This is a genomic window from Halorussus halophilus, assembly GCF_008831545.1.
In the GTDB taxonomy this organism is placed as follows: Archaea; Halobacteriota; Halobacteria; order Halobacteriales; family Haladaptataceae; genus Halorussus; species Halorussus halophilus.
Map to the genome: position 1 here is coordinate 1,511,876 of NZ_CP044523.1, position 26,971 is coordinate 1,538,846.

Below are 26,971 nucleotides of genomic sequence, written 5' to 3' on the forward strand. Positions count from 1 at the left end.
GGCTATCTGCTTTCGCGCTGCTCAACCTTGTTCAGTTCGATGAGCAACCGGAAAATCGCTTTCACCAGATTCGCGTCCACGTCGAATCGCTCGGCGTTCTCGCCCGCGCGGTCCATCACGCGCTGCTCTTGGCCCTCGTCGGTCGTGGGCATGTCCTTCTCTTCTTTGACCCGCGCCACCGTCTCGGCGACGTAGGTCCGTCTGGCGATTAGTTCGACCATCTCGCGGTCGATGCTCTCTATCTCTTCGCGGAGTTCCGCGAGGCTCATCTCGTCCGGCCGCCGTCGTTTCGTGTCGTCGTCTGCCATGTAGTACCCTCTCGTTCGTTCCATCGGCTCCGCACGTCTCGTAACCTGTCCTCCTCGCCGACCGCGACGAAACTGGGGCCGGTGCCCGACAGCGAGACCCCCGCTACGTCGGGGAGTGCTTCGACCATCGGGTCGGCCGAGAAGCCTAACGCGGCGCAGAACGCGAAGCCGTTGACAGTCATCGCGTCGGCGTAGCGCCTGTCGAGCGCGAGGTCCGCGACCAGTTCCGCGACCGGTGCGATTCGCTCGCAGCGACTCGCGTCGGCGTCCGCGCTGTAGGCGCGCTCGGGCGGCGTCCAGACCAGCACATCCCACGAAATCTCCTCTCGGGCGAGCAGTTCGTCGGTGCGGTTGTCCGTGACCGTGACGCCGCCGAGCATGCTGGCGCTGGCGTCGTCGAACGCCCCAGTGACTGTCACGCCCACGTCGCGAGCGGCGCGAACGCCGAGTCGGCACGCGTCTTCGCGCGAGACATCTCCTGTGACTCCAAGCGCGTCGAGTGTGGCCAGCACCGTCGCGTTCGCCGCCGCGCTGGAACTTTTGAGTCCCGCGGCCATCGGGACCTCGCTCTCGGTTCGGACGTGGCCACCGAACTGCTCGTTCACAGCGGTCTCGCCGTACTCAGCGACTGCGAGTTCGACGCACCGCTCGACGAGGCGCGTGTCGGCGTCCGGGTCCTCGGCGACTTCACCGGAGACGGTTCCAGAGTCGTCCAGCGTCACCTCGGCAGTCGTCTCGGCGTCGATGGCGAACGCCGAGCCTTTGCCGCAGGCTAGGGCGTTCAGTACCGTGCCCGCCGCGAGTGCCGATGCCCGGCCGTCCATGCAGGTGACTCTCTCGCGGCACGTATTGACGCTGGCGGTCGGTGCAAATGGCGGCGGTTTTGGTGGGGTCTCTTTCAGTGGTTACGTCTCGTCGGCATCTCCAAGTTGCCTGAGTTTTGGAAGGAATACGACCACTCCGCCGACTAGCGGTGCGATCATCACGGCGTCCATCCAGAGGCTCTCACCGAAGGGGAACCGAAACAGTGGGCTTCCGACCAGCAGTCCCACCGCGAGTAGCGAGAGGGCGACCGCAGGCCACGACGACTCCCGATGTTCGTACGTTCGGTGGCCGACGACGGCGAGCGTGAGACCGAAGAGTGCGAGGAGACCCTCGTAGAACCAATAGGTGAACGGGAACCCACCGCCTGCGTAGGTGCTGAATCGGTAGTAGTTACCCTGGTACTGGACGTAGTACAGACCCTTCCCGAGGTTGGAGTAGTCGCTGTAGAAGAACTCCTCTGGTACGTTGCTTTCGTAGTAGACGACGTAGTGACCCTCGTCGTCTTCGACGGCCTTGCGGAACGCGGTTTTTCCGTCCGGCGAGAAGTTCTGGTAGGCGAGTACGTCGGCTTCTTCGGGAACGCTGTCGGCAGTGACCTCCTCAGTCGAGTGATAATATTGGTCGTGCCAGAACGACAGATAGAGCGGGTTGGAAACCACGACGACCCCGATGAGGAGTGCAGCTACTCCGACGACTCGGCGGTACATGTCAGAAGGGATACTGCCGTTCGGTAAGTGTCTTGTCCCCGAGCGGAGCGAAGGAAACTGAGTTTCAGGCGAGGGCTGGAGCGCGTCGCTTTTGTCGCCAGCGAGTCAACGGTCGGGTATGAGCGCGCGCAACGACGTCGCCCCCGACACCCTCGGCGTGGAGTTGACCGAGGACGGCATCGTCGTCCAGTACAACGACGACCGAGAGACGTTCTACCACGGCGTCCCGAAGAAAGTCGAAGACACCCTGCGAACAGGTCCCGGCAAACTCGTCCAGATTCTCGTCACGGACCCGACGGAGACGGAGGGCGTCCTGATGTACGTCAACGACCGCAACACCCACGACAGCATCTTAGAGCAGAGCGGCGTCGGCCGACTGATGCTCGAACCGGACGAGGAAGAAGAGATGTTCCCCGGCGTCACGGTGCGCGCGGACGGGTACGCCATCGAAGTCGAGGCGGACCCTGAAGTCGCCCGCGGGCGCGTGTTCGTCTTCGAAGAGGACGAACTCGGGGAAGCGTCCTACGAGATAGTGAACGAAGCGGACGACTGAACGAGACCAAATCGTGAGCTTACCGAAACAGTGGAAGCCGTTGAAGCGCAAAACCATCGGGAGCGCGCCCGAACGCTACGGCGTCTACGAGTTGGGCGACGAAGACGGCGAGATTTTGGAGGTCGGCTGGGGCGTCCTGCGCGACGAGTTGAAAGACGCGCTGGCGTACGGTCGCGGCGAGCAGGTTCGCTGGGAGACCTGCCAGACGAAATCGCAGGCGGAGGAGTTAGCGACAGAACACCGAGAGCGCGCGGGGTTGTAGAGTTTTGTACTTGCGTGCCGATTTTCGTCCCAATGAGTCACTCGCTCGTCGGCGAGGATAGTCTCTCGGACCGACTGTTCTGGTCGTCGCACGCCAACCCGTGGAGCGTCTGGACGCTCGTGGTCGCGTATCCGACGCTCGTAATCGCGCTGTATCGACGACAGCGGTCGCTCCTGTTCGGGACGCTCGCCTTCGTGGCGCTGAACCCGCTCGTGTTTGGAGAACCGGCAGACGACTCGGCGTGGGCGACCAGAGTAGTGCTTGGGGAGAAAGTGTGGCTCGACGCGGGTATCCGCTCGTCGCCGCTGGACGCGCTGTTCGTGGCGCTTACCGCGCCGGTACATCTGGGGACGATTCGCTCGGCGATTCGGCGTCGGCCCGTTCGGACGACGGTCGGGACGGTGGTCTCGCTACTGTGTATGTTGCTGTTCTTCCATCGGATGGTCGAACTGTACGAGAGGTAATGTGAATCGTCTGTCGAGCGAGACGAGTTCTACTCGGCGTCGTTACTGGATGTACGAAGGGTCCTCGTGGTCGCAGTTCTGTTCGTGCTGTTCGGCGTCCTCTTGGCTGTCGAACATCATGCCACACCCCTCGCATCGATACCACGTCATGTCGTCGCGCTCAGTTTTGACGACCATGCTAGAAGATACACGGTCGCCCGACAAATCCTTTGCTCCACCACCTTTTTTCGAGTCGGGTGCCGTCGCGCCGTAGGCGCTCGGCACCACTCCTCGAAAAAATGTGGATCAAAAAAGGGACGCGAAGAATTCTGGCCGACCAGGGGCCAGAATTCTCGCGTCTTCTGCATGCTGTTGCGACTCCCGCACCGCAACCGCGCGCGCCGGGTCGGCCGTGAAGATTCGAGAACTTATTTATCAAGTATCAGCCACCATTGGCTACTTCGAAGGCCATCTCTTTATGCCACCTCACGCAACATTTCTCAGCATGAACTGGACGAAACTCCTCGCCGCGCTCGGCGTGGCCTCACTCGCCTTCGTCGTGGTAGGCGGACTGGTCGAACTTCTCACGGCGATTGCGGGCTACACCGCCGCACTGGCTGTCACCGCACTGCTCGTCGTCGTCGTCCTCGCCGCAGTTCGATGGGGCGCGCGGTCGAAGCGCTGGCGAGCGAACCCGTACTGGTAAGCAGACGACCCTGACGACGAAGCGAGGCGTGCCGGATTCTCGACTGAGCAGTGAGAAGAACTGTAGTTTCTACCGCCCTCGTCGCCCTTTCGTCTGCCGGTAGTCGCTGTCCATCAGCGACTCGAAGTGGTCCAGAAACGCCTCGCGCTCGCTCTCGTTCTGTTCGAGCGGGTCGGCCATCGGCACGAGTTCGAAGCCGCGGCCGCGAATCGTCGTCGCGTGGTGGTCCGTCATCTTGATTTCGTCCGCGGGCGTCGTCGTGTACTCTGTCGCGATTGCTTCGAGCGCGCGCTCGCCGACCGGTACGAGGATTTCGGGGTTTATCATCCGAATCTCGGCGTTCAGATAGGGTTCGCAGGTCGTAATCTCCTCGTCTGTCGGCGGACGCTCGGGGTGACGACAGCGCGTGAGGTAGGTGACGAAGACGTTCTCCAGTTCTGGCTCGTCGGAACTCGGCAGAGAGTTGTTCAGTCCGAGCAGGCCCAAAATGTGTTGGAGTGCCTCGCCGCGCTCGTCGCCGGTGAACGGCACACCTGTCTCGTCCGCGCCCGCGTCGGGCATCTCGCCGACGAAGAGGAAGTCCGCGCCCACGTCGCCGTAGCCGTGGACGAGCGACTTGCGGGTCTCGCAGAGTGCCGCGCAGTTCGTACACGCCTCGTCCATCCCGAAGGGGTTCGAACGAGTCTGCTGGTTCGCGTCCATCGTCCGTACCGTGGAACCGGAGCAGTAAAAGCGGGACGGGACGCCGACAGTGGTTCGGCAATCTCGGATACACGGGTTCAACGGGCTGTTTCCCGGCGAAAACGGTGTGCGAAGTTTATCGAACTCCTCGCGGTTCGTTCGGCGGGGGTTCGATGACAGCACGAAAGTCGAAGACGGAGAGAACAGAGACGACCGAAGCGTCGTCACGACGCCGATTTCTGAAAGCCACGGGTGCAATCGGCGCGGCCACAGTCGGCGTGTCGGGAACGCTCGGCGCGTTCAGCACGGACGTAGCCGCACAAGAGTCGCCGATTCAATTCGCGGGCCGCCGGGGAGGATGGCGGGGCGTCGCACCAGAGTCGATTCGCGGACGGACGAATCCGACGCTCTCGCTCGAACGCGGGACGACCTACACCGTGGTCTGGGTGAACCGCGACGGATTGCCACACACGTTCAGCATCGAGGACGCTGAGGGGAACAGGTTGGAAGTTCTGAAGCCAATCGACGCGAGCGAAGTCGATGTCGGCGGCATGAACCAGACCGTCACGAGGGTCGAAGAGACGACTGCGATGACGAACGAGACGACAACAGCAGAGGGGACGACAACGGCGGAGGAGACGGCGACGAACGAGACGACGGCAGCGACCGAGACGCCGACTGCCGAAGGCCGGGTGACGACGCTCGCTGGCGAACTCGTGGACGTGTCCCAAGAGTTGACTGAAGAGGGGGCCGTGCAGGCGGTGCAGTTCGTCGCCACAGTGGAGATGTCGCGCTACCGATGCACAGTTCACCCGGGGACGATGGTCGGAAACATCACGGTCGAGAGCGGCGGCCCGTAGCTACACCCTCGTTTTCACGACTCCGACTCTACGTCCGACTCCGGTTCTGACTCCGATTCCGACGTCGATTCGTCGGGCCGAAGATACGGCCGAATCTGGTCGAAGTGCGGGCCGCGCGTCACTCGCTCGTACTGTCGGTCGTGGGTCACGAACCCGTACTCGCTCAGTTTCGGGAGGTGGACCTGTAGGAGCGATATTCGGACCGACCGTCGTTCGGTCGGTTCCGCACCGGCGACCAGTCTGGTGAGTTCGTCCGTCGAGAGTCCACCGTCTGTTTCGCTGAGGGCGTCGAGGACGCGTCGGCGCAAAGATTTCCGGACGGCGGCGAAACAGTCGTCTACGGACGGTTCGGGGGATTCTCTGGACTCCGAACGGTCGAACTCGACCACCGTATCGAACAGTGCCCGAATCGTTCGGAGACCGTCACTGTCGTGTTCGCTCGGCGTCAGACAGAAGTAGGAGTCCGCATCGTGGGCCGCCAACGAACTGAGGAAGTCGTCGAGGAACGCACGCGCGTCGGCCGCACCGACGTGGTCTACGAGCACGTTCAGCGAGTCGAAGTATACGACCGTTCGGCCGTCAACTGGCCACGAGTCGAGATAGCCTTCGACTGCACGGTGTACCGCCGCCGGGTTCGAGGGGTCGGCCACACCACGAACGACGTTCTGCGGGCCGCCCGTCGCGGAACTGCCGCTCTTGGCGGCGCTCGTCGCACGCATCGCCGCGCCGACGCTGACTACGCCGACGTTTCGCGGTGGTCGTTTTGCGTGACTCCGCCACGTGTCGAGGAACCGACGCGGGCCGTCGTACGTAACTGCCAGAACGTCGTCGGTCGTTGGGTCGTCTACGAGCAACGACAGCGGTATCTCGTCGGGCGACTCCCGGAGTACGAGGGTTTGCCCGTCGCCGCCAACGCGCGTCCGAATTAGCGTCGTCTCGGTCACCGTTGTCACTCCTCTCGCGTGGACGACGGGGCGTTTCGAATCCGTACGTGACCGTCCGCGTAGGTGGCGACTTCCAGTCCACAGAGGTAGAAGACGACGCAGGAGTTCGGGTTGGCCTCCCGGTTCTCGAACAACGTGTCGAGTGAGTCGGGGTCTACAGCCTCCGCGAGTGGGATGAGCGTCGTGGTCGGGTCTACGTCCGCGATGTCGGCGATTGCCTCGATAACCGTCTCGCTCAACGTCGCGGAACCTGCCGGGTCGTGGTACGCGTGGTACGCTTCGTCCTGTCCCTCAACTTCGAGCAGTCTCGAAACAGTTTCGTCTTCGTATACATCTGGTTTTGACACAGTTCCCGGCCTCTGGAACTTATTATTCATTTGAGGCTAATAAACTTATTGCAGATTTTCTGATGTTTCTGCGGTGGCGATTCGAGTCGGCGACCCGGATGTAACGAGAGCCTACGATGAGGGAAACGACACATACCGAAGCGTAGGTTCGGTTTGTTCCAAGTTAGGCGGTGTATGTCCAAAAGGGTGGCTCTCGTTTGCCATGTCGGTGTTGCAAGCATGACCAAAACGCTACGCTCGCGGGTCGCCAAGCGACCCAGACTCGTCGGCGCGTTGTTCGCCCTGTTCGTACTACTCGCCTCCGTCGGAAACGCGGCCGCCGGGCGTTGTCTGGCAGTAATCTTCGGACCTTAAAGTTCGAGACCGTCGGACAGCCATCTCAGTACGCCGTCCTGTTTTACCGGTTGGTGTTCACGTTCGAGATACTCGCGTGCCGTCTCGGCCGTGACCCGGAACGGACCGATTGGTCCCGGCACGAGGAAGTGGCTGTCGTCGTCGCCGACGGTCGGCCGCGCGAGCGTGCCCATACCGCCTTCCCGCGGGGCGTACGTGTGGACCGTCAAGTCGTACTCGTCGGCACTAACTGCGTCGAGTTCGCAGAGCATGGGGAGACTCGTCTCCGACTGGACGACGGCGAATCGGCCGTCGCCGACGACTAAGTAGTGACCGCCGACGATGCTCTCGCCGCGCGCGACGGTGAGCGAGGCGTTTAGTGGGAACCCGAAGTTCAACAGTCGGGCCATCGTCGCGCCCACCCGCATCGCACCGCTGTCGATGACTTCGCTGAACGTGACGACGCCCCCGACGCTCCCTCCTTCGAGGAGTGCCATCCCCTGCCCGTAGGACGTGCAGGCGTTCAGCAGGAAGGCGTCCACTTCGACAGTTTCGAGCGTCCTCGCGTCCAGCGACCCGTCGGCGCAGTCGAAGCCGTCGTCGTCGATGTGGCCGATGTAGTGGAGGAAGTCGGTTTCGGACGTGAGAACGTCGCGTAACTCACTGCGCGTCAGGTCGTAGTGAAACGTCACCTCGAACGGAAGGTTGTCGCGGGTACCGTAGGCTTCGCTTACCGCGTCGTCTTCCGCGCGCATCGTCGCGTCGTTGCAGACGACGGTGATGTCGATGTCCTCCGCGTTCGGTTGCCTGTCCAACCAGTTGCGAAATGCGACTGTTGTGGCTTTGCTCGCGCCGAAGGGAATCCCGTCTCCGAACCACGCCGACTCGACGGAGTCCGCTTCTGGTGGACGCACCATCGCCGGAAGCGTGAACTCGTCTGTGTCGTCCTCACCTTCGCCAGTAGTGTCGTCCTCACCTCTGTCGGCAGTGTCCTCGGTGTTGCCGCTCTCACTATCGTCGCCACTGCCCTCGTTTCCACCACTCCGAGTCTGTCCGGACATGAAGTCGTCGAGGACGGACGACCGCAACTCATCGGTCGAAACGGGCGTTCCGTCTGCGGGTCGGACGACCGCGAGGTCGCCGACGACGAACGGAACGGCTTCGACGCCCGCCGGGTCGGGGTCTACGAACGCCGTCACGTTCCACCGCGGGAGGAACTCCTCGATAGTCTCGAACGGCACTTCGAGGTAGGCTTTCAGTCGCTCTGCCAGCGACGCGTCGTAGAGCGCCGGAAAGTCGAGGTCCACGAGCGGTTCGACCTCCGCTCGCTCGTGGAGGTCCACTTCGTAGTACCCCTCCGTCCGCGTGATGCAGTCGAAGAAGAACGTCTGCTTGAGGACGCGGGCGACCGACTGATCGAACGCCGTAGAGTCGTCTGTGTCGTCGCCGAGCGCGTGCGAGAAGCCGTTTTCGGCCTCGATACGTGGCTCCGTTCCCGGCACTAACTCTGCGCCGAGGTAGAACGCGAGCGGTGCGGCGACGACTGCCGCGCGGTGCGTCTGCGGAACCGAAATTTCGACTCCCGTGTCCGGTTTCGACAGCGGTTCGGGTACCGAAAATTCGTCGCCGAGTTCGACGAGTGGTGGGTGGCCTCGAAGCGTCGGATACGACCGCTCGACGCTCGTCGTCTTCAGCGCGGACCCGAGATAGGAGACGGCACGCAGGGCGTCTTCGGGGTCAGTCGTCGTGGTAATCGTCGCGGCTGGTTGCTCGTGGTACGACCGCGCGCCGACCAGCAGTCCGTCCGCGAACGAGACGGAGAGTCGTCCACCGTCGTTCGTCGCCTCCAGTGGTCCTACACCTCGCAAGTAGAGTTTCACGGGTGCGTTGACCTCGACTTCGTACTCACCGGCGGGGAGCGACACGGGCGACTCGGGACGAATCGCGGCGACCATCTCGCCGTCGCGGCGAACGTACGCGTCGGTGATGCCGTCTACGACGACAGAATCTGTAGCCACGGCTACCGCGGCATCGACCGGGAAGGCGAACCGACTCGGTGGAACTGTTTCCGGGCGCACGCGTCGCCCGACGGTGAGTTCGAATCGACGCCGTTCGATGGGGTCTACGACTTCGAGACCATCTGCGTGTGCATTGAACGAGACCACGCGAACACCTTGTGAACCCTTCGTTGGGCTATCTTTGTATTTCTCTTCGATGCAAAAAATCTACTGGATAGTTCGGCGTATCGTACAAATATCTCGCCAGACGCCTGGCCCCGCCGAGAGACCCGTGCAATCGTGTCGATTTAACGGACGATTTTGCGACAGAACGACTCGTTACCCGTCAGCCGAACTGTTCCACGCACAGAACAGTGCGGGCGTTTTACCCGAGTCGCCGACGTCGATGTGTCGGAGAAACATGACACGAAGACAATCTCGTCGCCGCTTCCTGAAAGCGGCGGCCGCGACCAGTGTGGTAGCAGGCCTCAATGCTGCGGTCCTCGCACGGGGGCAAGAAACCGACGAACAGACGATTCTGCTGGGAGGCAGGACGAGCGGTTGGCTCGGCTATCGAGTGCCTGGTGGAGAGCCAGACGCCGACTCGAACCCGACGCTGAACCTCCAGCCTGGGACGACCTACACGCTACTCTGGAAGAACGTAGACGCTCAACCGCACAACTTCGCCATCCAAGATTCGAACGGGAACAACCTCCAAGTTCTCCGGCCAATCTCCGTCAGCGCCGACCAGTTCGAATCGATGAATCAGAGCGCAGGAAATCAGACGGCTGGGAACGACTCGGGAATGATGGGCAACGATTCGGGGATGATGGGTGACAACGGAACCACGACCGCGGGCGGCGAACTCCTCGCACAGACCGAAATCATCTCCGAGCAGGGAGCGGTTCAAGGCGTCCAGTTCACCGCCACCGAGGAGATGGCGACGTACATCTGTTTGGTCCACCCGAACACGATGGTCGGCGAAGTATCGCTGTCAGGTGGCGATGGCGGAGCGGGGAACAACAGTTCGGCGTAACTGTTGATACCACACTCGAACTACGTTGGAGTTGCCAACCGAGATAGGTTGGAATTAAGTCGATCGACCTGAACGGATACGTATGAGTAGCGGAGCGACGACACCGCTCTTCCGTGGCTCGGGGGCCACTGCGGACGAAGAGCGGTTCGTCCAGCAGTTACAGGAACTGAAGCGGTCGGGGAGTAGCGTTCTCGTCACGGGGAAAGTCCAAGCAAACGTCGCTATGCGACACGGGCGACTGGCACTCGGCGACGAGACGAACGCGCAGGTCGTCGCGTCCGCACATTCGACGCCGGGGGCACTCCTCCCCGAGGGCGTGTCGGCACTTGACCCGACAGTGACGATGATACGTCGGACGAATCAACACCGGTCGGTCACGTTCGAGGACGCCTCCTCGGCGGCAAACGAGGCCGAGTTGAGCGAGCTTCGAGAGGACATCGGCGACGCGGTGGCCGCGTTCAACGCACAGTACGAACTGGGACCGAGCGCGCTCCGCGCGACGGTCGATTCGCTCGGTGAACTGCTGGACGAGTCCGACGTCGAGGACGCCGAGCACTTCCTCCGAGACGTATCCCGGTCCGTGAAACTCGTCAACGGCGGCTGTTACTTCTACCTGCGGCGGGCGGACGACAGCGACGTCGTCCAGCGATTGTCTTCCGTTGTCGATGCCCGCGTCGAACTCCGACAGACGAGACGCGAGGCCCAACAGCGGTGGCACATTCCCGGCGAGGGAATTACCACGGACTGGATTTCACTGTAGGTATTCGTCCGACCGTATCGCCACTCGCCGACGGCGCGGGTATCGTAATCCTCGGTCTCATCGAGACTGCCCGGTTCGTCGTTCGCAAGCAGGACACTGACGAGTATCGTCGCCACGCCGCCGTTCAGCGTACGATTGCTAAAACCGGTCGGTCGGTTGGAATACGGTTGTTCGTAAGTTTGTGACTGCGAGATAGAGAAGTCCTGAGTTCAGCCAAGTCCCCTCTGGTCTCGACCTCACGCGACCTTCGGCAGACGAAGATATTTAAGAGAGAACCGGGGTAACTTCGCCCGCAGAACGCTCGCAAGCCGAGATTCGTTACTCGGATAGTTACAGAACTATGGCAGTTAGCAACAGCTATCGAGAACGACGCACCGTCCGCGAACTCCGGCAGTGGTTCGCCCTCCCTGTTTTCCGCTCCGAAGACGACACGTGTTCTGGCGTGGCCGTCGAGCGCACACTGGAGACGGAACTGGGCTACGGAGGACTGGGACGTTCGTGGTCGTATCCCAACTTGGACACTCTCGGTACGAAGGGCCTCGTCGCTATCTCTCAGTTTCCGGGGACCAGCGATGACTCGAAGGAATAGCCATGAGTGACGACGATGTGAACCGTATCGACTGTCCGCGTTGCGACCGCCCGATTCGCGCCGTCTCCTCGACTGGTCCGGGAACCCATCGCGCCCACCCGTGTGGGCATCTGGTCTCGGTAGCGTTCGCCCGTTGGGCGTCGTCGAAATCCGACGACGAAACTGACACGCCCTGAATCTCTGTCGCTACTCGTTCTGTGGACTGCTCGGGTGGTACTCGGTGTCGTACTCGCCGGGCTTGCCGTCCATCCGGTCGGGGTTCACGCGTCCCGACAGCAGCATGAAATCGACCAGCGTCAGGGCCAGCATCGCTTCTACGACCGGCACGCCGCGCGGCGGTAGCACCGGGTCGTGACGCCCGATGACCTTCTCCTGTTTCTCCTCGCCGGTCTCCCAGTCTACGGTGGTCTGGGTCTTCGGAATCGACGTCGGCGCGTGGAGCGTCACCTCGCCGTAAATCGGTTCGCCCGAGGAGATGCCGCCCTGAATCCCGCCGTGGTCGTTCTCTTTGGGAACGGGGTCCGCATCTTCGCCTTCCCCAGCAAACTCCCAGTCGTCGTTTCGCTCTTTTCCTGTCCACTCGCGAGCCTCTCTGCCGAGTCCGAACTCGAAGGCGGTGGTGGCTGGCACGGACATCATAGCCTGTCCGAGTCGCGCGCTCAGCGAGTCGAATCGCGGCGCGCCGAGGCCTCTGGGGACGCCGCGCGCTTCGAAGTAAATCGATCCGCCGATGGAGTCGCCCTCCTCCTGATACTCGTCGATTCGTTCGCGCATCTGTTCGGCCGTCTCGGGGTGCGCGCATCTGACCTCGTTCTCTTCGCTGTGTTCCAGTATCTGCTCGAAACTGACTTCGGGCGCTTCGATGTCGCCGATTTGGTTGACGTGCGCTTTGAGTTCGACACCTTCGCTTTCGAGGATTTTCTTCGCAATCGCTCCCGCCGCGACCCAGTTCACTGTCTCGCGCGCGGACGAGCGGCCGCCACCGCCCCAATTGCGCGTGCCGAACTTCGCCGAGTAGGTAAAGTCGCCGTGGGAGGGCCGAGGTGCGGTGATGAACGGTTCGTACTTCTCCGAGCGGGCGTCCTTGTTGTCGATGACCATCCCGATTGGCGTCCCGGTCGTGTAGCCGTCCTGAAGGCCAGATTTTATCGAGACGTGGTCGGGTTCGCCGCGGCTAGTCGTTATCATCGACTGGCCGGGTTTGCGCCGGTCTAAGTCTGCCTGTACGTCCTCCTCGGAGAGTTCGAGACCGGCGGGGCATCCCGAGACGGTGACGCCCATCGCCTCCCCGTGACTCTCGCCGAACGTGGTGACTTGAAAGAGTCGCCCGAAACTGTTGCCGTTCATTGCAGGAGTGTTGGGGTGGGCTGGTATTTAGGGTTTTGAGAAGGTGCAAATACGCGTTCGAGGTGGTCGGAGAATAGCGTTCGAGCCGGTGAGATGAAGAGTCGCTGACCAAGAGTCGCTCGTTTCGTCACCTTTTCCAAAACATCGCTTTCAAGAGTGCAGCACCCCGACCTACAGCCATGACCGTACTCGCCGTCGTCACCGACCCACCGCGGGAGGGCCTCGTCCTCCCAGACCTCGCCGACTCGTCGCCGCTCACCGAGCGCGAAGCCGCCGACCTCTACGCCGCGATGGTCAAGGACACCATCCGGGCCGCCGAACGGAGCGGCGGCGACGTGTTGGTCAACTACCGGCCGGACGACCTGATTCCAGAGGAGTTCCACGGCGAGCAGAGCGCGGAGGCGGAGGTCCGCGCGCTCGCCAAGACCGCGCTCGAATCGTTCGAGGACGCGCGATTCGAGAAACAGGTCGGTTCGACGTTCTCTGCTCGCGTTGGCAACACCGTCACTCACCTACTCGAACAGGAGGAGGTACAGTCGGCCGCAGTCGTGGACGGCCTCGCACCGACGCTGACCCGCAAGGACATCGACAGTGCGGCGATGAAACTGCGGCGCAACGAAGTCGTCCTCGGTCCCAGCGAACGCGGCCGGGTCTTCTTCGCTGGCTTCACCGACACCATCGACTTCGAGGACGCATACCAAATCCCGGAACTGGAGACGCTGACCCATCGCGCTGTGGACGCGGGCCACGAGGTGGACTATCTGCCCCAGATGCCGACTGTCGAGACGGGTGACGACCTGCTGACGCTCGTCTCGCTACTCGAATCTCGCGTGACTGCCGGGCGCGTCGTGCCCGAACACACGGCGACCTTGCTAGACGAGTTGAATCTGCGGGTCAGAGCGGACGACGGAGAGCGGATGCTGGTCCGCGAGTAGACCGACACTTCTTAGACGCCCGCCCCTGAAATTAGGGGTGTGGTGGGATGGCAGAGCGGCCTATTGCGCCTGCCTTGAAAGCAGGTGGCGTCAAGCCTCTTGGGTTCAAATCCCAATCCCACCGTCTTCTGACGCGAGCAAACGGCGAACACCTCGTGTGTTCGCCACGCGCGAGCGTCGAATCGTGTTCGATTGGAATTTGAATTACGGAAGAGGCAGTCTCGCCGGAGGCGAGGAAGCGTCTTCAGGTGGTTCAAATCCCAATCCCACCGCTTCTCCGACGAACAAGAGGAGAGCGACCGCTGTGTCGCTCGCAACTCGCTCGCCGAAGTCACGATAGCCACTGTCGCTTGCGAACGAGGACGAACGAGACGAAGTATGCCATCGCGAACAGTACGGCGCGCGGGAGCGGGTCGCTCCCCGACAGTTCGATACCGAAGACGACGATACCGATAGCAGCGAGGAGGCCGATTCCGAGTGCCGAGGCAGTGAAGACGAAGATGTACTCCCCGAGAAGTCCGAGCGACCAATCGCCAGCGACGAAAGGATACGACCCGCCGAGGGCGAGAATCACGACGAACAGCGTCACCTCCGAGTCGGTGAGTGGCGTGCCCAGCATCGCGTTGGTAGTCAGCACGATTGGGTAGAAGAGCATCCCGAGACCGAACGTCGCGAGGAACACGTCGGTCGTCGCCCAGAACGTGTCCTCCAACTGCCGACGAATCGCTCCCATACTTCGAAGGTAGCCAACGACGATAGATAAGTGTTGGCGAGCGTTGATTTAATGCCCCGCAGTCAGCTTCAGTCCCGCGACTCCGGACACGATGAGCAAGATGAAGACCAGTCGCGCAGCGTTCCGCGGTTCGCCGAACAGCACGATACCTGCGATTGCAGTCCCCACCGCGCCGATGCCAGTCCAGACGGCGTAGGCAGTGCCGATGGGGAGCGTCTTCACTGCCTGCGCGAGCAAGCCCATGCTCAGAATCATCGCCCCGACGGTGCCGACGCTCGGCCAGAGTTCAGTGAAGCCCTCGGTGTACTCCAGTCCGACTGCCCACGCGACCTCGAAGACGGCGGCGAGAAACAGATAGGTCCACGACATGGCTCTTCGTCGGGGCGGTGGGGGTCTATGCGTTTCGAATGCATTCTTGCTCACGAGCCACCACCGACACGCCGTGGTTCACCACGACGCGTCAGTCACCACGACGCGTCAGTCGAGTCGCTCTGCGACCATTTTCGAAGTCCATCTCGCGGTCGTCCCGGCGACGAAGCCGACGACTGCGGAAGTCAGGCAAATCACGCCGTAGGCGAGGACGAGCGCCCACGCTGGCGAATCGCCCGGCGGAACCGCACCCCGGAGCCACGCCGCGAGGTCTACGGTTCCGAAGACGACGCCGACGACTGTCACTGGTGCGAGTCCGATTGCGAGGCTCAGAAGTAGACCGCCGTGGCGAAACGCTGCGACGGCCGAGACGAAGCCGGGTCCGTAGAAGAGCAGAATCGGAACCATTCGGGCGTAGAAGGCGTTCGCGAACCCGCCCGCACCGACGGCGCGGGCGACGAAGACCAGCGCGAACGCGGTAGCGACGACTGCCGTGAGGCCACCGACGAACCGCGTCCAGCGGCGGCGGCGGTTCCGCTCGCGGCCGAAGAGGAGTCGGCGGCCGAGCGTTCCCATGGGTAGAAGCTCTCGTTCGAGCGACAAAAATGAGCGGGTCGTAATCGAAAGTACTCCGACTTATGCGCGGTTCACGCCACCGCTAGCGCTCGGTCGAGCAGGTCCGCGTCGTAGTACTCGGTGGTCTGGGACTCGCGGGCGTCGTGGACTGCCCGAACCGTGGCTACCGTGTTCTCGAAGTTCTTTAGCGTCGCTTCGTCAACCATCTGGCCGTCGATGGCCACCGCGCCGGTGCCGGTGTCTTTCGCTTCGGTGAACCGCTCTATCTTCCGGACTGCCGTACGAAGTTCGTCCTCGGTCGGCAGGTGGATGCGGTTAGCTTGCGCAGTTTGGTTCGGGTGGAGCGACCAACTACCGTCGAGTCCGACACGGGCCTCGCGCACCACGTGGTCGGCGTAGCCGTCGCCGTTGTAGAAGGTCACGCCCGCTCGTTCGCGGAACAGACGGTCGAAGGGGCCGCCGACGGCGAGCAGGTCGCTCGCGCTCGCTTCGTTCGAGAGTGCTTCGTAGAGACCGGGCCACGTCGGGCGATTATCTGCCAAGGGGGTGTCAGACTCGCCGAGTTCCCGACCACCGAGTTCTGCGGTGTAGTCCACGGGACCGAACACGAGCGCAGTAAGGTGAGAACTCGCGCCGAACTTCGCTATCTCGCGCAAGTCCGAGCGAGCGCGGGCCGTTTCGACGATGACGGCGAGTTCGAGGTCCCGATTCGTCTCGCGAGAGGCCGCGGCGACGACCGACTCGGCGGCCTGCACGTCTTCGAGGCGGCCGACTTTCGGAACGACGACGCCGTCGAGGTGGTCGCCGACGCTCTCGGCGAGCGTTCGAATCTGTTCCTCGCCGCGCTTGCGCGTTGCTTCGTCGTCGTAGGCCCACTCGACGCGCGGCCAGATTTCTCCGGCGAATCCAGGCGCGTACTCCGGCAGGAGGTCTCGAACGTTGTCGAGCGCTTCGTCTTTCATGTCGGGCGCGGTGCCGTCTTCGAGATCTGGTACCAACCAATCGGGGGCCTGAAAACCCTCCGTGGTCAGGCCTGAGCGGAGGTACTTCGCGCTGTCGTCGCGGGGGACGCCAGCGGGTGCGGTCTGGAACGTTCGGCAGAGTCGTGTGTTCGTCATGGTGGTTAGGTTCGCTTGCGAATCAGTGCGGTTCGGGTGCCCGAGTAGACGGGGCGTCCGGTCTGGTCGAAGGCGTAGTGGCGGAAGGTGACTTCTCCCGATTGCGGGTGGCTGTGTCCCGGCTGGTCCGCTTCGTTCGCGTCGAGGACGCGCGTGAAGCCGTAAATCGTGTCGCCAGTCGTCACGAAGTCGTGGAACCGCTCGTCGTCACAGGTCACTTCGCAGACAGTCTCCTCGTCAGAGCGAGCGTGCGCGAGCGCGACCGACCGGGTCACGTCACCGTAGGCGACGATTTCGCCGGACGGCGAGTCGGCCATCACGTCGGCGTTGTGGTGCTGTTTCGCGGTGTTGAGCGTGGCAAGCGGGAGCGCGGCGACCGTGGTGTCGTCCATCGTCCGCCCGCGCTCGTGGCGGTAGGCGACTGCGGCGTCCCGGTCTGCCGCCCTGTCGAGTACTTCTCGGAAGTCTTCGAAGTAGCCGCCGTCTGGCGTGAGCAGTTCGTCCGGGAGGCCCGGTTCGGAACCGCCACTGGCCTCGGTTTCTCCACTTCCATCGCTCGCCATCGGTTCCCTGCGCGAAATCATGTTCGTTCGGTTGTACGACACCAGTCGGTCACCAGTGTCGGCGTCGTAGCCGGTGGTCTCCCACGTCACGATGCCGAACTCCGGGCGGGAACTCGACTCGCGCGTCGCTTCGACAGTTGACTCGACTCGCAGTTCCGTGCCCGGCGAGACAGCGGGGTCGTGGTACCGAAGGCCGTCGCGGCCGAGGAAGTAGCCGCCTTTCTCGCTCAGGTCCTCGACGCTCGCCCCCATCACGCAGGCAAGCAAGTAATCGGGGTGAACCGGCGGTTCGTCGTGACCCGCCGATTTCGCCACCGAGGGCCGCCAGTAGGTCGGGTCGTAGTTGAGCGTCTGGCCCATCCAGCACTCGCTGGCGCGCCGTGAGAGGACGAGTCCGGGGTCGTGCTCGATGGTGTCGCCCGCCGCGAAGTCCTCGAAGCAGTTGCCCTTCTCTTTCGTCTCGGCGCGGTCGAGCAACTGCGCGAAGGCCTCGGGGTCGGTCCACTCCGTCATTTGCGGCCTCCGTCGTGAGACTCGGACCCATCGACGGCGTCGGCCAGCGCGAGCGTTCGGCGCATCTCGTTTGCCATCACCATGTAGCCCTCGTCGAATCCCATGCCGGGCTTGGCCAGCACCTGCGCGGCGTCGGTGGCCAGTGCGACGTGCGCGCATGCCCTCGCCGATTCGACCGTCTCGTTGCACGTCCCGCCGAGGTACGCCCGCGTGTCTGTTCCGCGGCAGTACAGCACTGCTTCGGCGCTCCGCTGGATGCCGCCCAAGTCGGGCGTCTTCACTTGCACGAGGTCGGCCGCGCCTGCGTCTACGAAGGCCTGCACGTCTTCGAGCGTGTTGCACCACTCGTCGGCCACGACGTCCACGCCGACCCCCGCGTCCGCGAGGCCGTCGCGGAGTTCGGCCATCGAGTGAATCTGCTCTGCGCGGCCGCCCTCGTCCATCGGTCCCTCGACTTGCAGGGGGTACGGTCCTGTCGCGTCCCGAAGGTCCGCGAAGTAGTCCGTGACTTCCGGCCGGTCGTACGGCGGACTGAAAATCTCGCCGAGGACGCCGTACACGTCCACGTGGAAGCGCGGGTCGTATTCGGAAGGTCCGAGTTCGTCCGCGCGCGTAGCGAGCCAATCGAGATAGTCGCGCAATCGACTCCCGTCCTCACCGATCTTCTCGACGCTGTTGAACAGGCCGTGGGGCAGGACCGGGACGCCCTTCAGGACCATCTTCTCGGCGTTTCGGCGGCGGTCGTCGCCCGACTGGCCGAACACCGGAATCGGCTCCGTGGCTGGCTTCGTTCCGAACTCGTCAGTGAGGACGTCGGTCTTCGTCGTCCGCCGGGCCTTTCCAGCGGCGTCGAGCAGGGCCTGCGAGACGCCGTAGCGGATGGCCGTATGCAGTCGATTTCCATCGATTCGCGTCTCCTCGACGGCGGCCGCGTTCGCGCCGAACGCGGCCGCTTCGCGACCGAGCAGTTCCTCGGCGACTGGACCTTCCACCACCGGAACGAACGAATCGGCTTCGAACAATGGGTCGCGCCCGCCTGCACCGGAGTACTGCACGGCGGCGCAGTCGCCCATGGCGACGGTGCCATCGCTGAGTTCAAGCAGGACGCTAATTGCTTCGCCCGCCTGGCGAACGCGGTCGAAGTTCGGCGTGACTGGGTCGCCATGGTAGGCGAACCCGTCCTGTTCGGCTCCGGCCTTGATAGCGCGCTGGTCGTCGAAGAAGAATCCGGAGACGCCGGGAACGGCGCGCACGGATTCGATGACAGGGTCGCCGCCGACGCGGGCGTCGGCGACCCGCGTTTCCATCTCGTGCGTTCTCGTCTCGCTCTCTCGTGCTTCTCCATTCACGCCTGCTCACCTCCTCGGCGGCCGATGAGTCGCCCTTCGCTAATCGCGTCCACGTCGTCGGCGACCATCTGGAACGAACGGTCGCGGTTCTCCTTCCTGGCTCGGCGGTCCAGTCGCTCGGTGTGAACGTCCTTGAGGTCCGAATCGAGCGCGAGGTCGCCGAACTGGAGGATGCGGACCCGTCCGTCGTCGTCGCGGGCCGGAAGCACCGCGCTCTTGGCGCTCTGACTCGGCGCAAAGGGCACGTCGAGGTTGCCGGTCTCGAACGCTCGGACCGTCCCCTGCGCCACGTCCTCGTCGCCGAGTTCGAGGACGGTGTCCATCAGCGAGCGGGTCGATTTCTCGATGAACTGCTGTTCTCTGTCCACGCCGTCGAGTTCGATGGCTTGCTCTCGAATCATATCGATGAGCTGTCTGGTGGTTCGCAGGCCAGCGGCGTTTGCCTCTTTCGTGGGGACGCCGCCGAACTCCTGCGGAGACTTGGTGATGACTTTGTCGGGGCCAGCGATGGCGGCGGTGGCCGCACCGAGCGCGATGACACCGTTCGCGCGGGCCTCGTCAGGTGGGAACCCGCCCATCCACTCGTGGAAGACGGTGGTGACGGTGACTGCATCAGGCAGGTACTCCTCGCCGAGTGCGCGGAGCGCGCGAAGCGCGGCGATGTCCTGCACGAGATTGCCGACCTGTCCATAGCCGAGCGTGACGCTCTCGACGCCCTGCGTGGCCGCGAGCATCCCTTCGATGAGCCCGATGGCTATGGCGATGCTCGGCGGGACGAGCGTCCCGGTCAGCGGGCCGAACGGTTCCCGGTTGATGGTGATTCCACGTTCGGTGTACGCGCCCGCGAGTCGGTCCACGTACTGCCAGTGTTCGATGGTTTCGGCGAGGTCGCGCTCCTTGGTGTAGGGGATGTTGTACGAGATGGGGCCCCCCTCGAAGCTCTGGAAGCCACCCGCGAAGGTGACTGCCGCGAGCAAGCGGGCGTCGGGCGTTCCGTGGCGCACCTCGATTGGCGCATCGAGTGCTTCGATTAACTGGCGACAGCCCTCGACTCCATGATTCACCGCTGGAAAGCCGTTGAGGGTGTCTTCGCTTTTCTCTCGGGCTTCTTCGAGGCCTTGTTGGGCTTTTTCGTACTCGTTGTCGCGCGTGTAGGAGTCGATGGTCGTTGGGAGCAGGTCTGCCTTTCCGGCGTCTTCAAGGTGGCCGAGCAGTGCTATCTGGTCGTCCAGTAACGGCACGCCAGCGCGGGGCTGGAGCAGTGGACGGTCCGCGGACTCCAAGACGCGAGCGAACTGCTTTCCCGCAGGAAGCGATTCGTGGTACGCCACCGCTTCCTCGAAGTCGAGGTCTTCGACTGGCCAGTGCTGTCGTATTTCGTCGTCGATACTCGTCAGTGTCTCTGGGGAGAGTCGTTGGTCACGTAACATCGTGTAGGGGAGATTAGGACGTGAGTGTCACCCGTTCGGTGTCGGTTTCGGTGACGTTCAGGTCGGCTTGGAGCGCCGCGATAGCCTCCATCGGCTTGGTCTCGGAGTCGAAGACGCGGTCGAAGCCCATCTCGCGGAACTGCTCGCGAGTCTCCGCGAACTCGTCCTGACCGACCGAGAGATTGCCGCCGATGTAGGTGACCGGATCGAGTCCCGCCGCCTCGATGGCGTCGTGGAACCCCCGGCAGTCCTGCTCGGCGTGCCCGTAGAGCGAAGAGACGAGTACAGCCTCACCCCCGTGTGCCTGCGTGGCGTCGATGAACTCCTGCTGACTGGTCTGGACCCCGAGGTTGACGACTTCGAAGCCCGCCGCGTCCAGTGCCTGTTCGAGAATCGTGATACCGACGGCGTGTGCGTCGGACCCGATAACACCGAGGACGACTGTCGTTGACATCGCGTTCGTATCTCCAATTAACAATACTTAAAGATAATCATTGTTCATGATTAATTGGCCTTAAGGTCCTTTCAGGCCCCCTATGAGCCTTCTACACAAACCACATGATTTATTGGGAAGGTTTTTGTTACGCTCTCTCGACGGATGCGAACATGGCTGCGCTGGACGACGTGCGCGTTCTCGACTTGACGCAGGTGCTCGCTGGCCCGTACTGTACGATGTTGCTCGCAGACTTGGGCGCAGACGTAGTGAAGATAGAGCGCCCCGGCGGCGACCTCATTCGGCCCAATCCGCCGTTCGTCGGCGACGAGGACGCCTACGGGGGCTACTTCCAGAGCGTCAACCGGGGCAAGCGAAGTTTGGAGATGGACTTGACGGACGAAGAGGACCGTGAGGACTTCCTCGGTCTGGTCGAAGACGCTGACGTCGTCGTCGAGAACTTCCGCGCGGGCACGATGGAGAAGTTCGGTCTCGAATACGAGCGACTCCGCGAGCGGAACCCGCAACTCGTCTACGCCTCCATTCGTGGCTTCGGCGACCCCCGGACGGGAGAAACCAACCGACAGGGACAGCCGTCTTTCGACCTCATCGCCCAAGCCCTCGGCGGCGTGATGCAGATAACTGGTCAGGAGGACGGCCCGCCGACGAAGGTCGGGCCGGGCATCGGCGACCTGTTCACCGCTACGCTGAACGCCGTCGGAATTTTGGCCGCGCTCCACCACCGCGACCGGAGTCGGGAGGGTGACGAGAGCTGTGAAGATGGCGAAAGCGGAGAGGGTCAATACGTCGATACTGCGATGTACGATTCGATGATTTCGATGTGCGAGCGAACCATCTATCAGCACTCCTACACCGGCGAAGTGCCCGAGCGCCGGGGGAACTCCCACCCGACGCTGTTCCCCTACAACGCTTTCGAGGCCCGAGACGGCTACGTGGTGATTGCAGCTTTCGGGGACAACCACTGGAGCGCGCTCTGCGAAGCGATGGACCGACCGGACCTCGCCGCCGAGTTCCCAACTGCGGAGGACCGACTGAAAAATCGAAAGTCGCTCCGCGAGGAAATCGCCGACTGGACGAGTGAGCGAACTGCCGACGAACTCTGCAAATTACTCGAAGGCTCGGTTCCCAGCGCGCCCGTGCAGGACGCCAGCGACGTGTTCGCAGACCCGCACGTCCACGCTCGGGACATGCTCGTTGAAGTCGAACAACCGGGCACGGACGAGCAAGTCACGATTGCTGGCTCGCCAATCAAACTGAGCGAGACGCCGACGAAACCGGGCGAGCGCGCACCCCTGCTGGACGAGCATCGGGCGGAACTGCTCGGAGATCGGGCGGACCCCGCGGAAGCGAGCGACGACGACTGATGGACGACGGGACTAGCGACCGACCGCCGAACGATAAACTCTTTTTGTACCCGCTTCGACGTGCCACGTATGGACTGGCCGCACGACCCTGACGGCGAAGAAGGTAGCGAAGGCGGGCGTAAGTACGGCATGGCGATTCTCGCCAAGAAGGTAGACGAAGACGAGGACTTCCCGCTGGCGAAGTCCGACTTCGTGGACGAACACGCAGACGAACCGATTCGCATCAACTACAAGCGCGTCGTCAGCGTCGGCGATATCTTCGAACACGTCACCGAAGACGAGTACGAGGACATCGTCCACTTCCACAAGGCAGTCGGCAAAGGCATGCGCGCGGGGGGCTTCTGGGACTACCACCCGGTCGGGAGCGACCCCGAGAAGAAGAGCGCCTGAGGAACTGAATCGGTCGAATCAGTCGTCTAGCGGAAACTCGTCGTCTTTCTCTCTAACTGCGTCTTTCTCCGCGTCCTCCATTCGCTCTGCACCACCACCCGCGACAGCGTAGCGGTCGCGCTCGGGGTCCTCGCGCTCGACGCCCTCCTCGCCGAGCGTCCACGCCGACCCCGAATCGGTGTAGGTCTCCGCGCGGACTTTCTCTTCGAGCAAGTTGACTGCGACGGCGTTCGCGCCCTCGGGGATGATGAGGTCCGCACGTTTCTTGCAGGGTTCGACGAACTGCTCGTGCATCGGTTTGACCGTCGAGAGGTACTGGTCGATGACGCCCTCCAAGTCGCGTCCCCTATCGACCACGTCGCGCTCGATGCGCCGCAGAATCCGAACGTCGGCGTCCGTCTCGACGTAGACGTGCAGGTCGAGCATGTCGTTTACGTCCTCGTCGTACAGCGCGAAGATGCCCTCCAAGACGATGACGTCGGTCGGTTCGACCGTCTTCGTCTCGTCCTTGCGGTTGTGAATCTCGAAGTCGTACTGGGGCATCTCGATAGACTGGCCAGAGAGGAGGGCGTCCATGTGTTCACTCAGAAGGTCCCACTCGAACGCCGAGGGGTGGTCGTAGTTGACCTCCGCGCGCTCCTCGAACTCCATGTGGCTGAGGTCCTCGTAGTAGTTGTCCATCGGGATTCGCGTCACCGATTCTTCGGCCTCCTCGGTGATTTCGCGGGCGACCGTCGTCTTTCCGGCCCCGGTTCCCCCCGCGATGCCGATGACGAACGACGGGATTGTCATTGTCCCTGTTGAGGGAATATGGGGGTTTGAATCTCCCGGAATTGGAGCAGGCGGGTGTCGGAATTTGTTAACCGTTATCCATCACCCCCACTGAAGCAGATTGGAGTCCTCCAATCGTCCACGTTGGACTTTACGCGCATGCAAAATTCCACACAAAAGATTTAGGGCAGAATATGTAATTTACCCCGATGACAGGACCCTCCACCCGCCGTGGTGCGTTACGACTCTTCGCATCCATCGCCGCCGGGGGTGTTGCCGGGTGCGCTGGACGAACAGACCAAAAGCAGACTGAGAAATCGAGTTCGAGTACGACGACAACGACCGTGGCATCCGAACGAGACACTGCCACCACCACTACGCAACGGAAAACAACGGAGCAAATCGACCTACGAGGAGGGTCCGTACCGGCGAGTGGCGAGTGGCGCAATTACCGCCACGACAATCTGAATAGTTCGTACGCTCCCGAGGCGACCGGTGCTCCTGAATCGGGGACGCCCTACTGGCGGATTACGAATGGATACATGCCCGCTATCTCAAAGAAGACGATGTACCTCAGGAGTGGCACGGGCGGTGTTCTGGCACTCGACGCACGAACTGGTGACAGACGTTGGCGCACGGACGTAGATGCGAGTGGTCCCGCACCGGCAATCGCAAACGATGACGTGTTTTTCACTCATTCCGAGAGCATCACCTCGCTTGACGCGACTAGCGGCTCTGTCAACTGGACAACAGAGTTGAAGCGGGGAATCGTCTCTGCACCGACGGTCGTCGATGAAACGCTCTACTTCGCTCACAGCGAGTATTACGACAAACCCGTTTCGTTGTTCGCCATCGATGCGGCGACCGGGGAGGAAATCTGGAACGCGGAGGTCGGTGGAGAGTATAGCCCTAGCGACATCGTCGTGACCTCCGGGGAGATATTCGTAACGACGGAAAAATTGCACTCGATTGATAGAAAAACCGGAACCGAACGCTGGAGCGTTTCTGTGAGTGGTTCGGTCGATACGGTACCGGTTGTTCGGGATAGTCTCGTATTCGTCGGCGACCTCGACGGTGTCGTGTACGCCATCGATATAGAGTCTCAGCAGGTAATCTGGCGCGCGGAGACGGGGGCATCTAACGACAGTGGTGGAATTGCTGTAACCGATGAAATAGTGTTCTACAGCGGCACAGAAGCAGTCCATGCACTCGAATCTCGAACCGGCGAGCAGCGGTGGCGATTTTCGACGCAGTCCACGGCCGCACCAGCGACAGTCGCCGACGAGACCGTCTACTTCGGAACTGGCGTTCACGGGCGATATCTTCGGGCATTGGACACCACCACCGGAACCGAAAACTGGCGCTACCGATTTCCACGAATCGAGAAGGGTGACATGATCACCGGCGGCGTGCTAGATGCGCCGGTCGTCGTCGACGACGCGCTCTACGTGCGGACCGCTGGCGACTTCCTCTACGCATTCGGTAACGAGTGACTTGTGGACCAAGATGCCAGATCCTGAATCAACAGGGTCGAAGGCGCAAGCCTTTCTAACTCAAATCGATACACCCGAACCCAGAACGAACTCACCACTCCTCAAATAATGTCCAGAGAAAAGCGCAAATCTGACCGCCGTCAAACGGTCCGATAGCGTATTTAAAGTCGCGTCAGGTTCTGCGCGCGCGGCCCCTTCGGGGCGTCTTCGATACTAAACTCTACGTCGGTTCCCTCTTCGAGGTCCGGGCCGCCGATGTCTTCCATGTGGAAGAAAACGTCGTCGTCGGAGTCGTCCGTCGTAATGAAACCGTAACCGCCAGTGTCGTTGAAGAAGTCAACGTTGCCTTCTGCCATTGCGATTAGACGAATGACCGTCCAACGGATAAGTATTGGGTATTCGTTTTCTGTAAAACAATATTTTTGAACAGATGTTTTTATTATCCGGGTTCGAATAGACAAGCGCGACTGCACGGTCGGCTCTAGAGCAAATCGCAGTCGTTTCCACTATTCGGCCCGTGATTCCGTGCGTATCGGCAATTCGTATCGGAATCGTCCGCCGACCGCCTCGCCCTTCAACTCACTTCTGGAACGCCTACCACGATTAGGATGGCTTATAACCCAGAAGGCCGAACCCCGAACCAACTGTGACGAACGCGCAGGTCACTCTGATTCAGATCGACAACTACGGACCGTGGACCGTGACGCCCGAACCCCGCCGTGAAGTGGACCTCCAGACGCTGCAATCGCGGCTCTACGCCGACATCTCACAACTCGTCGGCAACCGGGAGGGGTACGTCTTCTTCACGCGCTTCGACAACATGATCGCCGTGACGAACGGCATCGACGAGGAGGCACACGCGCTCATGCAGGAGTCGGTGGCGAATCGGTACCCCGTCACCGTGAGTTTTGGCGTGGCGACCAGTCCCCGACCGGTCGAGGCGCTCGGGGAGGCGACCGAACTAATTCAAGACGCCGGGAGTGCCCAAGACGGCCAGCGAACCGAGATTCTACGCGGCCAGACGCTCCCGGACGACGAGCGAGCGGACGACGACGTGCAAATCGCACACTTCGACGTGAACGACGCGACGGGCAAGTACACCGACCAGATGAACGCCTTCGACTCGTTCATCCACATCGAACAGGGCTACGCCGAGTTGATGCAGTACATGCGCCGCGCGCACGACGCCCTCTCCTTCTTCGTCGGCGGCGACAACGTCATCGCGGTCTGTCCGGACTTAGACGAAACCGAGTACGAGGATGCCATCGAACACGTCCAAGAGGCCGCCGAAGTCGAACTGAAGGTCGGTGTCGGCACTGCGGCAACTGCACAGGGTGCGGGTATGAGCGCGAAACACGCACTCGAAGACTGCCGCGACGACGGTCATCGGGTCGTCTTCGATAGGTAGTCGGCCGTCTTCGACTGTTGATTCACGTCGGCTTCGACCGTCGAGTGACGTCGCCTTCGGTGAGTTACGTAGCAACTATTAACGTAGGTCGGTGACGGTGATAAAACTGCCGGGGATAGCTTTTAGGCCGACTGTGTGAATCTTTCTCATATGGAAGGCGAAGTCACCGTCCGAGACGTGATGACCCGCGACTACGTGGGGGTCAGCGAGTCGGACACGGTGCTGGGAGCAGTCCAGCTCATGCGCGAGGAGAGCGTCGGCAGCGTCGTCGTTCTCCGGGGCAGTGAACCGGTCGGCATCATGACTGAATCTGACGTTCTGGGGCTCGTCGCCGACGAAGGCGACCCCGCCGAGACGCCCGTCTCCGAAGTCATGTCGAACCCCGTCATCTCGATGCACGGCGAGCGTGCGCTCTCCGACGCCGCCGGGACCATGTCCAGAAACGACATCCGGCGCATCGTCGTCACCGACGACACCGACATGGTCGGCGTCCTCACCGAACGGGACGTGATTTCTGCGTCGGCCTCGCTATCAGGGGCACCGTCGGTGGCCGACGACTCGATGCCCCCGGTTGGTAGCGACATCGGCGACGAACTCGGCGGCAACGTGAGCGACAACGGTGACCGCGCGGAGTACTCCGACCGGAGTATCTGCGAGACCTGCGGCACCCTTAGCCGAGAACTCACTAACGTCAACGGGCAACTCATCTGTGCAGATTGTCGAGAAGTATAGCTAAGCCGAGAGCCGAAAACTGCCGAACGTGTCGCCTTTCTCGCAGTTATCTTTCAATTCGTAGACGTGCTAAAA

General features: G+C 62.2%; 35 protein-coding genes and 1 tRNA gene. 17 read left to right on the top strand and 19 right to left on the bottom strand.

Annotated elements, in window-relative coordinates:
* Positions 1-2 precede the first annotated feature (2 nt).
* The 3 genes from F7R90_RS07380 to F7R90_RS07390 all read right to left on the bottom strand — a co-directional run bounded on the left by F7R90_RS07380 (position 3) and on the right by F7R90_RS07390 (position 1,840).
* Positions 3-308 carry a chorismate mutase gene (locus F7R90_RS07380; protein ID WP_158056608.1) on the bottom strand — a complete coding sequence of 102 codons (306 nt, stop codon included), beginning with the start codon at positions 306-308 and terminating at the stop codon, positions 3-5.
* Positions 266-1,132, bottom strand: coding sequence for a shikimate kinase (locus tag F7R90_RS07385; protein WP_158056609.1), 867 nt, complete (start codon positions 1,130-1,132; stop codon positions 266-268). Before F7R90_RS07385 ends, F7R90_RS07380 begins: the two co-directional genes overlap by 43 nt.
* An 81-nt stretch (positions 1,133-1,213) precedes the next feature.
* Positions 1,214-1,840 (bottom strand): hypothetical protein, encoded by a 627-nt coding sequence (locus tag F7R90_RS07390; protein WP_158056610.1) that lies wholly within the window; start codon positions 1,838-1,840, stop codon positions 1,214-1,216.
* 118 nt (positions 1,841-1,958) lie between these two features.
* On the opposite strand from F7R90_RS07390, the gene F7R90_RS07395 reads away from it, so the two are divergent.
* Genes F7R90_RS07395 through F7R90_RS07405 form a run of 3 tightly spaced genes read left to right on the top strand, consistent with a single transcriptional unit; the run spans position 1,959 to position 3,119 of the window.
* Positions 1,959-2,393, top strand: coding sequence for a DUF5796 family protein (locus F7R90_RS07395; RefSeq protein WP_158056611.1), 435 nt, complete (start codon positions 1,959-1,961; stop codon positions 2,391-2,393).
* Positions 2,394-2,406: 13 nt separating this feature from the next.
* Positions 2,407-2,655, top strand: a complete 249-nt coding sequence (locus F7R90_RS07400; RefSeq protein WP_158056612.1) for a DUF7508 domain-containing protein — start codon at positions 2,407-2,409, stop codon at positions 2,653-2,655.
* A 32-nt stretch (positions 2,656-2,687) separates the two neighbouring features.
* Positions 2,688-3,119, top strand: a complete 432-nt coding sequence (locus tag F7R90_RS07405; RefSeq protein WP_158056613.1) for a DUF6653 family protein — start codon at positions 2,688-2,690, stop codon at positions 3,117-3,119.
* Between the two features lie 42 nt (positions 3,120-3,161).
* Here the strand turns inward: F7R90_RS07405 and F7R90_RS22695 are convergent, their stop codons facing one another.
* On the bottom strand, positions 3,162-3,296 hold the full coding sequence (locus tag F7R90_RS22695; protein ID WP_267905110.1) for a DUF7128 family protein: 135 nt from the start codon (positions 3,294-3,296) through the stop codon (positions 3,162-3,164).
* A 307-nt stretch (positions 3,297-3,603) separates the two neighbouring features.
* Here F7R90_RS22695 and F7R90_RS07410 point away from each other — a divergent pair, with 307 nt between their 5' ends.
* Complete coding sequence (locus F7R90_RS07410; protein WP_158056614.1) at positions 3,604-3,804, top strand: hypothetical protein; 201 nt, start codon at positions 3,604-3,606, stop codon at positions 3,802-3,804.
* Positions 3,805-3,873: 69 nt separating this feature from the next.
* Here the strand turns inward: F7R90_RS07410 and F7R90_RS07415 are convergent, their stop codons facing one another.
* Positions 3,874-4,506: a uracil-DNA glycosylase gene (locus F7R90_RS07415; RefSeq protein ID WP_158056615.1), complete on the bottom strand. Its 633-nt coding sequence runs from the start codon at positions 4,504-4,506 to the stop codon at positions 3,874-3,876.
* A gap of 152 nt (positions 4,507-4,658) precedes the next feature.
* Here F7R90_RS07415 and F7R90_RS07420 point away from each other — a divergent pair, with 152 nt between their 5' ends.
* Positions 4,659-5,345 (top strand): twin-arginine translocation signal domain-containing protein, encoded by a 687-nt coding sequence (locus F7R90_RS07420; RefSeq protein ID WP_158056616.1) that lies wholly within the window; start codon positions 4,659-4,661, stop codon positions 5,343-5,345.
* Positions 5,346-5,359: 14 nt separating this feature from the next.
* On the opposite strand, the gene F7R90_RS07425 is transcribed toward F7R90_RS07420, so the two are convergent.
* Together F7R90_RS07425 and F7R90_RS07430 are read right to left on the bottom strand one after the other, a co-directional pair.
* Positions 5,360-6,289, bottom strand: a complete 930-nt coding sequence (locus F7R90_RS07425) for a DUF7504 family protein (RefSeq protein WP_158056617.1) — start codon at positions 6,287-6,289, stop codon at positions 5,360-5,362.
* Between the two features lie 5 nt (positions 6,290-6,294).
* Positions 6,295-6,636: a HalOD1 output domain-containing protein gene (locus F7R90_RS07430; protein ID WP_158056618.1), complete on the bottom strand. Its 342-nt coding sequence runs from the start codon at positions 6,634-6,636 to the stop codon at positions 6,295-6,297.
* A 219-nt stretch (positions 6,637-6,855) separates the two neighbouring features.
* Here F7R90_RS07430 and F7R90_RS22700 point away from each other — a divergent pair, with 219 nt between their 5' ends.
* A complete protein-coding gene (locus F7R90_RS22700) occupies positions 6,856-6,990 on the top strand; it encodes a DUF7503 family protein (RefSeq protein ID WP_267905111.1) in 135 nt (44 codons plus the stop codon).
* On the opposite strand, the gene F7R90_RS07435 is transcribed toward F7R90_RS22700, so the two are convergent.
* Complete coding sequence (locus tag F7R90_RS07435) at positions 6,987-9,134, bottom strand: hypothetical protein (protein ID WP_158056619.1); 2,148 nt, start codon at positions 9,132-9,134, stop codon at positions 6,987-6,989. The genes F7R90_RS22700 and F7R90_RS07435 overlap by 4 nt on opposite strands.
* A 253-nt stretch (positions 9,135-9,387) precedes the next feature.
* Here F7R90_RS07435 and F7R90_RS07440 point away from each other — a divergent pair, with 253 nt between their 5' ends.
* The 4 genes from F7R90_RS07440 (at position 9,388) to F7R90_RS22110 (ending at position 11,527) form a co-directional block, all read left to right on the top strand.
* Positions 9,388-10,002 (top strand): twin-arginine translocation signal domain-containing protein, encoded by a 615-nt coding sequence (locus F7R90_RS07440; protein WP_192498428.1) that lies wholly within the window; start codon positions 9,388-9,390, stop codon positions 10,000-10,002.
* An 82-nt stretch (positions 10,003-10,084) separates the two neighbouring features.
* The gene (locus tag F7R90_RS07445) at positions 10,085-10,762 is read left to right on the top strand and encodes a DUF7504 family protein (protein WP_158056621.1); all 678 of its coding nucleotides are present in this window, start codon (positions 10,085-10,087) and stop codon (positions 10,760-10,762) included.
* 340 nt (positions 10,763-11,102) lie between these two features.
* Positions 11,103-11,351, top strand: a complete 249-nt coding sequence (locus F7R90_RS07450) for a hypothetical protein (RefSeq protein WP_158056622.1) — start codon at positions 11,103-11,105, stop codon at positions 11,349-11,351.
* Positions 11,352-11,353: 2 nt separating this feature from the next.
* Positions 11,354-11,527, top strand: coding sequence for a hypothetical protein (locus F7R90_RS22110; protein WP_192498429.1), 174 nt, complete (start codon positions 11,354-11,356; stop codon positions 11,525-11,527).
* 10 nt (positions 11,528-11,537) lie between these two features.
* On the opposite strand, the gene aroC is transcribed toward F7R90_RS22110, so the two are convergent.
* The gene (gene aroC, locus F7R90_RS07455) at positions 11,538-12,698 is read right to left on the bottom strand and encodes a chorismate synthase (protein ID WP_158056623.1); all 1,161 of its coding nucleotides are present in this window, start codon (positions 12,696-12,698) and stop codon (positions 11,538-11,540) included.
* A gap of 179 nt (positions 12,699-12,877) precedes the next feature.
* On the opposite strand from aroC, the gene F7R90_RS07460 reads away from it, so the two are divergent.
* Both F7R90_RS07460 and F7R90_RS07465 read left to right on the top strand, forming a co-directional pair.
* On the top strand, positions 12,878-13,633 hold the full coding sequence (locus F7R90_RS07460) for a TIGR04282 family arsenosugar biosynthesis glycosyltransferase (RefSeq protein WP_158056624.1): 756 nt from the start codon (positions 12,878-12,880) through the stop codon (positions 13,631-13,633).
* A 41-nt stretch (positions 13,634-13,674) separates the two neighbouring features.
* Positions 13,675-13,757 (top strand) — tRNA-Ser (locus tag F7R90_RS07465).
* Positions 13,758-13,964: 207 nt separating this feature from the next.
* On the opposite strand, the gene F7R90_RS07470 is transcribed toward F7R90_RS07465, so the two are convergent.
* From F7R90_RS07470 to glmS, 8 genes are all read right to left on the bottom strand, one after another.
* On the bottom strand, positions 13,965-14,366 hold the full coding sequence (locus F7R90_RS07470) for a hypothetical protein (protein WP_158056625.1): 402 nt from the start codon (positions 14,364-14,366) through the stop codon (positions 13,965-13,967).
* Between the two features lie 48 nt (positions 14,367-14,414).
* Positions 14,415-14,735, bottom strand: coding sequence for a quaternary ammonium compound efflux SMR transporter SugE (sugE, locus tag F7R90_RS07475; RefSeq protein WP_158056626.1), 321 nt, complete (start codon positions 14,733-14,735; stop codon positions 14,415-14,417).
* 108 nt (positions 14,736-14,843) lie between these two features.
* Complete coding sequence (locus F7R90_RS07480; protein WP_158056627.1) at positions 14,844-15,311, bottom strand: hypothetical protein; 468 nt, start codon at positions 15,309-15,311, stop codon at positions 14,844-14,846.
* Between the two features lie 71 nt (positions 15,312-15,382).
* Complete coding sequence (gene citE / locus F7R90_RS07485; protein WP_158056628.1) at positions 15,383-16,429, bottom strand: L-malyl-CoA/beta-methylmalyl-CoA lyase; 1,047 nt, start codon at positions 16,427-16,429, stop codon at positions 15,383-15,385.
* 5 nt (positions 16,430-16,434) lie between these two features.
* Positions 16,435-17,505 carry a 2-methylfumaryl-CoA hydratase gene (gene mch / locus F7R90_RS07490; protein ID WP_158056629.1) on the bottom strand — a complete coding sequence of 357 codons (1,071 nt, stop codon included), beginning with the start codon at positions 17,503-17,505 and terminating at the stop codon, positions 16,435-16,437.
* Complete coding sequence (locus tag F7R90_RS07495; RefSeq protein ID WP_158058864.1) at positions 17,502-18,812, bottom strand: methylaspartate ammonia-lyase; 1,311 nt, start codon at positions 18,810-18,812, stop codon at positions 17,502-17,504. Before F7R90_RS07495 ends, mch begins: the two co-directional genes overlap by 4 nt.
* 38 nt (positions 18,813-18,850) lie before the next feature.
* Positions 18,851-20,284, bottom strand: a complete 1,434-nt coding sequence (locus F7R90_RS07500; RefSeq protein ID WP_158056630.1) for a methylaspartate mutase subunit E — start codon at positions 20,282-20,284, stop codon at positions 18,851-18,853.
* Between the two features lie 13 nt (positions 20,285-20,297).
* Positions 20,298-20,738: a methylaspartate mutase subunit S gene (gene glmS, locus F7R90_RS07505; RefSeq protein ID WP_158056631.1), complete on the bottom strand. Its 441-nt coding sequence runs from the start codon at positions 20,736-20,738 to the stop codon at positions 20,298-20,300.
* A gap of 152 nt (positions 20,739-20,890) precedes the next feature.
* Between glmS and mct the strand changes: the two genes are divergently transcribed.
* Both mct and F7R90_RS07515 read left to right on the top strand, forming a co-directional pair.
* Positions 20,891-22,102, top strand: a complete 1,212-nt coding sequence (gene mct, locus F7R90_RS07510; protein WP_158056632.1) for a succinyl-CoA:mesaconate CoA-transferase — start codon at positions 20,891-20,893, stop codon at positions 22,100-22,102.
* A gap of 69 nt (positions 22,103-22,171) precedes the next feature.
* Positions 22,172-22,492 carry a DUF5785 family protein gene (locus F7R90_RS07515; RefSeq protein ID WP_158056633.1) on the top strand — a complete coding sequence of 107 codons (321 nt, stop codon included), beginning with the start codon at positions 22,172-22,174 and terminating at the stop codon, positions 22,490-22,492.
* 18 nt (positions 22,493-22,510) lie between these two features.
* Here F7R90_RS07515 and udk read toward each other — a convergent pair whose 3' ends face one another.
* A complete protein-coding gene (gene udk, locus F7R90_RS07520; RefSeq protein WP_158056634.1) occupies positions 22,511-23,284 on the bottom strand; it encodes a uridine kinase in 774 nt (257 codons plus the stop codon).
* Between the two features lie 323 nt (positions 23,285-23,607).
* Between udk and F7R90_RS07525 the strand changes: the two genes are divergently transcribed.
* The gene (locus tag F7R90_RS07525; RefSeq protein ID WP_192498430.1) at positions 23,608-24,756 is read left to right on the top strand and encodes an outer membrane protein assembly factor BamB family protein; all 1,149 of its coding nucleotides are present in this window, start codon (positions 23,608-23,610) and stop codon (positions 24,754-24,756) included.
* A gap of 161 nt (positions 24,757-24,917) precedes the next feature.
* Here the strand turns inward: F7R90_RS07525 and F7R90_RS07530 are convergent, their stop codons facing one another.
* Positions 24,918-25,112, bottom strand: a complete 195-nt coding sequence (locus F7R90_RS07530) for a cold-shock protein (RefSeq protein WP_158056636.1) — start codon at positions 25,110-25,112, stop codon at positions 24,918-24,920.
* A gap of 290 nt (positions 25,113-25,402) precedes the next feature.
* Here F7R90_RS07530 and F7R90_RS07535 point away from each other — a divergent pair, with 290 nt between their 5' ends.
* Together F7R90_RS07535 and F7R90_RS07540 are read left to right on the top strand one after the other, a co-directional pair.
* On the top strand, positions 25,403-26,164 hold the full coding sequence (locus F7R90_RS07535; RefSeq protein ID WP_158056637.1) for a GTP cyclohydrolase III: 762 nt from the start codon (positions 25,403-25,405) through the stop codon (positions 26,162-26,164).
* Between the two features lie 150 nt (positions 26,165-26,314).
* A complete protein-coding gene (locus tag F7R90_RS07540; RefSeq protein WP_158056638.1) occupies positions 26,315-26,896 on the top strand; it encodes a CBS domain-containing protein in 582 nt (193 codons plus the stop codon).
* Positions 26,897-26,971: the final 75 nt, after the last annotated feature.